6 protein-coding genes are annotated in these 5,228 nt (G+C 60.1%); 5 read left to right on the top strand and 1 reads right to left on the bottom strand.

Going from position 1 to position 5,228, the window contains the following annotated elements; genetic code table 11:
- Positions 1-682 precede the first annotated feature (682 nt).
- The 5 genes from AC01FP_RS15865 to AC01FP_RS15845 all read left to right on the top strand — a co-directional run bounded on the left by AC01FP_RS15865 (position 683) and on the right by AC01FP_RS15845 (position 4,928).
- Positions 683-1,108: a hypothetical protein gene (locus tag AC01FP_RS15865; protein WP_474481643.1), complete on the top strand. Its 426-nt coding sequence runs from the start codon at positions 683-685 to the stop codon at positions 1,106-1,108.
- The gene (locus AC01FP_RS15860) at positions 1,105-2,817 is read left to right on the top strand and encodes a GmrSD restriction endonuclease domain-containing protein (protein WP_474481642.1); all 1,713 of its coding nucleotides are present in this window, start codon (positions 1,105-1,107) and stop codon (positions 2,815-2,817) included. Before AC01FP_RS15865 ends, AC01FP_RS15860 begins: the two co-directional genes overlap by 4 nt.
- A 107-nt stretch (positions 2,818-2,924) precedes the next feature.
- Entirely contained in the window at positions 2,925-3,674 is a 750-nt protein-coding gene (locus AC01FP_RS15855; RefSeq protein WP_474481641.1) for a type IV toxin-antitoxin system AbiEi family antitoxin domain-containing protein, read from the top strand.
- A gap of 134 nt (positions 3,675-3,808) precedes the next feature.
- Complete coding sequence (locus AC01FP_RS15850; protein WP_474481640.1) at positions 3,809-4,183, top strand: antitoxin Xre/MbcA/ParS toxin-binding domain-containing protein; 375 nt, start codon at positions 3,809-3,811, stop codon at positions 4,181-4,183.
- Positions 4,167-4,928 (top strand): RES family NAD+ phosphorylase, encoded by a 762-nt coding sequence (locus AC01FP_RS15845; RefSeq protein WP_474481639.1) that lies wholly within the window; start codon positions 4,167-4,169, stop codon positions 4,926-4,928. Before AC01FP_RS15850 ends, AC01FP_RS15845 begins: the two co-directional genes overlap by 17 nt.
- Positions 4,929-4,991: 63 nt before the next feature.
- On the opposite strand, the gene AC01FP_RS15840 is transcribed toward AC01FP_RS15845, so the two are convergent.
- A partial coding sequence (locus tag AC01FP_RS15840) for a helix-turn-helix domain-containing protein (RefSeq protein WP_474481638.1) occupies positions 4,992-5,228 on the bottom strand: 237 nt, incomplete at its 5' end.

The raw sequence follows: 5,228 nt of genomic DNA, 5'->3' as shown, positions 1-5,228 counted from the left end.
CGACGCATTAGTCATGTCCTCAAGCCCCCGGATGTACTGATCAGAGGGGTGACAACTTTCCTGAAACTGGGGGGGGGCTCATGTCTCCAATGGCAATGCATTCTACAAGTCTCCACGAAGAGACTCCACAAATTCTCGACAATTTGACCTAGTTAGAGTTGAAACCCTTGCCGAGCGATACCTGCCAAGGTGTATATATCAGCTTGCACCCAACAGTGTCGACCCAGAGCGGCAGAAAGCTTCAAACCCCTTCCGCGTTGGAATCGTCAGAGCTCTCGACCTCGAAACAGCGAGAACCTTAAGAGCAGCACTTCTTCCCGAGAGATGCAAGCATCTAGACGGCATCTTCTCCATTTCTTTCAAGGATCAATATGGAGCAGCGCTTTGTAGCGCCTACCTTCAGTCCTTGCCTTATGACTTCATAATAAAAACATCAGGCCGAAGTGACTTCAGGAAGAATCTCGCTCTTTCCTTGCCGCTACCATCAAATCCGCCGAAGAAGATCGAAGACTCGCTTATAGCAAGAAGTATCTTGCTAAATTGTACAAATAGATACGTTGCCCAATATTTACCGGGAAATATCTTTGCAAGCTCTGAATTTACAGGATGGACGAAATCAGATGTACGACTTACTCCGATAAATCCAGCCAGGCTCTGCTCAGAATGGAGCCACTCATTCCCTTTGCGAAACGCCTACGAGCGCAGGCAAGCATTTGTTGAGATTGATGTCCTGGCGGCCATGGCGCTCGGCCTGAATCTAGACGAGCTTATTGCAATGTACGTAATTCAATTTCCGGTTCTCCAACAAAATGAATTAGGCACTTGGTACGACAAAGCCGGAGCAATTGTCTTTACGTCAAGTAAATCACTATCGGGATTGGCATTGCCACGCAAAATCAAATGCGCAGAGCATAACGAACAAAGTAGCTGGGAAAAGGCAAGTGCATTGACTGATGGGAATGTTTGTCATCGAGTAGTTGACGATACTCTTCCGGGTGGACCTGTCGAGCACATAATCACTTATGAGGCGCCTTTTGATCGTTGTGATCGGGTAGAGGACTACCGGATCGCCTGGGAGTTCTTCGAGAAGGAGGGCATCGATGCATGACTATCTACGAAGACACCAACTCCAAGCCACTCCTCGATCTGCTGGATCGGATCCACAGCGGCGACATGGTGTTGCCCGATTTCCAGCGCGATTTCGTCTGGGAGCCCAGTGCCACCCAGGCCCTGATCGTCTCGATCGCCAATAACTACCCCGCCGGCAGCATCCTGCGCGTGCGCGACCGGCAGCGCGCCTTCTCCAGTCGTGAGTTCGAAGGTGCTCCACCACCCGCATCTGAGCACACCTTCCTGGTGCTCGACGGCCAGCAGCGGCTCACCTCCCTCTATCAAGCCTTCTACGGCGTTGGCGATCACCGCTACTACCTCGACATCCACGCCCTGATCGACGGCGCTGACTTTGAGGACGCCATTGACTACTTACGGCGTACCAAAGGTGCAGTAGCTAAGCGAGAGGCCATTGAGTGGCAAGCCGAGCAGCTGCTCATGCCACTTTCCACGCTTCACAAGGGCAGCACCGGTTTCTCCAAGTGGGCCTCCCAGGTCGCTCGCACCCGTCAGGGAGCAGAGCGCGACCAGCTGGAAGATCAGCTGCAGGAGTTGGAGGCCCAGTGGATCAACCGCATTGATCAATACGTCTTCCCCGTTGTCACCCTGTCCGCCGATACCGAGCCAGCGGCTCTTTGCACGATCTTCGAGACGCTCAACCGCACCGGCGTGAAGCTCAGCGTGTTTGAGCTACTCACCGCCCGTTTCTGGAGTCAAGATCTCAAGCTGCGCGAGCTCTGGGAGCAGGCCCGCAGCGATCACCCGCTGATCGCCCACTTCGATGTTGACCCCTACTACGTGCTGATGGCCATCGCCCTGGCCGGTGGTAAAACTCCCAGCTGCAAGCGCGGCGACGTGCTCAACCTCACCGCCGGCACCGTCATCCAGTGGTGGCAACCCGTGATTGGGGCCCTGGCGCTCTCCCTCACGATCCTCCACGATGACTGCTGGGTGCTCGAGGCCCGCTGGTTGCCGTTCAACACCATGCTCTCCCCCATGGCCGCAGCCCTCGCCGTTGCCGGCGCCAGCAAGGGTGTGGCCGTTGGTGCCCAGCGCGAGCAGATCAAGCGCTGGTTCTGGTGCTCGGCCTTCAGCCAGGCCTACGAAAAGTCGCCCAACGCCCAGAGCGGCCGCGACGTGGGCGAGCTGATCCCCTGGCTCAACGACTCAGCTGCCCCGGCACCTGAAAACGTGCGCGGCTTCCACTTCAACCCCGAGCTACTGCGCGATGTCACCCCCAGGCAGCGCTCCCTCTACCGCGCCACCATCTGCCTGATCCTCGCCAGCGGCAACCGCCCGCTCGACTTCCACAGCCGTGCCGTGCTCAACGAGCAGCTGCTAGCCAGCAGCGGCATCGATGACCACCACATCTTCCCGGCCCACCATCTCGAACTGCAGGGAGTGGAAGCTCGCAAGCGGGACTGCGTGCTCAACCGCTGCCTGATCGACAGAGAGACCAATCAACACATCAGTTATTCCGCCCCATCCGAGTACATGGCGGAACTGCGGGAGGAGCCGGGCTTCCCGATGGAAACCGTGCTCGCCAGCCACCTGATTCCCTATGGGGATGAGTCGGGGCTTTGGGTCGATGATTTTGAGCGGTTCCTGGAGCAGCGGCTGGAGCTGGTGGCGGCGGCGATTGCGCAGGCCGCAGGGACATCACCATCCGCGAGCACGCAGCATGAAAAACCTGCGCTAGTTCACTGATGGAGTGATCTGACGCTCAAATCCCATGCGGGCCAACCTGGGGCGCCTCAAGCGGTCGGGCGCGGCCACTCATTGGGACTGCATGGAAAGTTGGCTACAGTTCAGTCATGGAACGATCTGCAGCTCGTTTTTCATTCAAGGAGCCCCTGGCGCAGTTGCCTCGCGGTGGCCCCCTGGGGATGGAGAAACTGGCCGCCCATGGCATCACGGCCAAGCGGGCCTCCGCGCTGGTGCGCTCGGGCTGGTTGCTGCGCCTGGGCCGCGGTGCCTACGGGCTTCCCGGCGACACGCTGCAACGGGATGCCTGCCTGGCTTTCCTGGCGCAGCAGGTGCCGGGGTTGCATGTAGCCGGCAAAACGGCCCTGGCTTGGCGCGGTGTCCATCACAACCTGGCCTACCGGGAAACCGTGGTGCTCTGGGGTGATCAGCCGGCCCGCCTGCCCCGTTGGCTGGATGGCGTCGTGCAAGTGCGTTACCGCGTCGCTCATATCTTTGGTCCCGAGCTGCCAGCGGGGCTCGGGCTGGCACCCCTGGTCGGTGGCCATCCAGAGCTGCCTGTGTCCGCTCCGGAGCGCGCCCTGCTGGAGCTGCTCAGCGAAACCGGCAGCTTCGAAGGCCTGGAGGAGGTGCGCCAGCTGGTGGAGAGCACGCGCAACCTGCGGCTGCCGCTCCTGGATGAGCTTCTAGGCCACCTCACCCGCATCAAGGTGGTGCGCCTGGCTGCCCAGCTGGCAAGCGAGCTCGAATTGCCCTGGGCCGAGCTGGCCCAGCAGCACAGCCGCCGGCTCGGTGGCGGCCGTCGCTGGGTTGCAGTCGGCCGCACCGGTGAACGCCTGGATCTGGCCGCAACACCATGAACAGCGCCTACACCGCCACGGTGCAGCTCTCCGGTAGATCAGCAAGAAATCCTGCCCAGGTTCGCCTGGTGAGTTGTTTAAATGCACGATCTGGGCAATGATGCGTGCATCTGCAAAACAGTTTGGATTCTCCGATGCCGCCTGCCGTAGCTCCGCTTTCCCAGGAGTCGCTCACCAAATCCGATGCCCAGTTGGTAGCGCAGGCCTGCGGTCGTGCTGCCCAGGTTCTGGGGCTCAGCAAGGAAGAGCTCAGTGCTGTGGTGGGCAAACACCGCACCACGATCGACCGCACAGGCCTAGATCCCAAGACCAAGGAAGGTGAGTTGGCGCTGCTTTTGCTGCGCGTGTACCGGAGCCTTCATGCCCTCTGCGGAGGCGATCGGGATCTGATGCGCCATTGGATGGAGCAACCCAACCACCACCTCAGTGAGCAGCCGCCACGGCTGTTGCTGACTCGCATCGAAGGGCTCAACCGCGTTGCCAATTACCTCGATGGCCTACGCGGCTGATTGCGGCGCGGCCCCACTGTCTCCCCTCCGCGGGGCTGTCCATCGCATCACTGACCGCCAGGGCGAGAGCGGCACGGCCGACCTGGTAGACGGCTTGCGTGAGCAAGCACGCCTGGAGCAGTTGATCGAAGGCGTCAAGCCGCCCATCCCCAGCGACTGGCCGGAGGCTGGAGATGGGCGCCCCCTGCCTTCCCATCGTCTGTTGCTCACCCCATTTCGCTACCCGCCCCTGGAAAGTGGCTCGCGATTCGGCCGGGCCCATCAGCGCCATCTCTTCTATGCAGCACGGGAGCTAGAAACCTCCCTGGCAGAGCGGGCCTTCCATGCCCTGAGGCAGTTGGAAGGTTCACCGCTACCCGGCGGAGGCCGCATCCAACGCCAGCAAACAGCCTTCGCAGTGGAGATCAACGCAGAGCGCGGCCTGGCCTTACAGCAACACCTCACACCCGAGGCGCTGGACAGCATCACTGACCCCTGCAGTTATGCGGCCAGCCAACACTGCGGCGACGGCATGCGTAAGCGGCAGGTTCAGGCTTTTGAAGCGCCTTCGGCCCGCTCACCGGAGACTCAGCCAGTTGTGGGGGTGATGACGCCCTTCGCTTTTAGCAGTACTCCCTTTGATTTTCAGGACTGGAGCCTGGAGATCACCGCTGAGGGCGTGACGGCGGTTTGCTTTGGTGGTGGACTTACAGCCCAGTTCACACGAACGCAGTTTCTGGTGGACGGCCGCTGGCCGACGCCATGAACAGCGCCTACACCGCCACGCGGGCCGTGACGCGTTTTGGCAGTGAGTCCCCTGTGCTGCGAATCAGCACATCAGCGGGCGTTGTTTGTTCATCACCTCTGAGATACGTCCGCTGCTACCGATCACGTCCTCCAGATCTTTCCGCGAGAGTCCCTGTTGCTCCAGCACAAATTCAATCGCCGCAATGGGCTCAGGTGGACTGATGGGGTGATGCTTGGCCTCATAGTCGTCAACTAAAACAGTCAAGACCTCAAGCCGCTCCCTTTCAGGGCTGCATGCTGGTGCATCTAGGCAATCGTC

It is taken from the genome of Cyanobium sp. NIVA-CYA 375 (genome assembly GCF_056108345.1).
This window is presented reverse-complemented; position numbering and strand designations above follow the sequence as displayed.

Bases quoted from the DNA above. Each gene is read 5' to 3' on its own strand.
- AC01FP_RS15860 (WP_474481642.1), top strand. From the start codon at position 1,105: ATGACTATCTACGAAGACACCAACTCCAAGCCACTCCTCGATCTGCTG.
- AC01FP_RS15855 (WP_474481641.1), top strand. From the start codon at position 2,925: ATGGAACGATCTGCAGCTCGTTTTTCATTCAAGGAGCCCCTGGCGCAG.
- AC01FP_RS15850 (WP_474481640.1), top strand. From the start codon at position 3,809: ATGCCGCCTGCCGTAGCTCCGCTTTCCCAGGAGTCGCTCACCAAATCC.
- AC01FP_RS15845 (WP_474481639.1), top strand. From the start codon at position 4,167: ATGGCCTACGCGGCTGATTGCGGCGCGGCCCCACTGTCTCCCCTCCGC.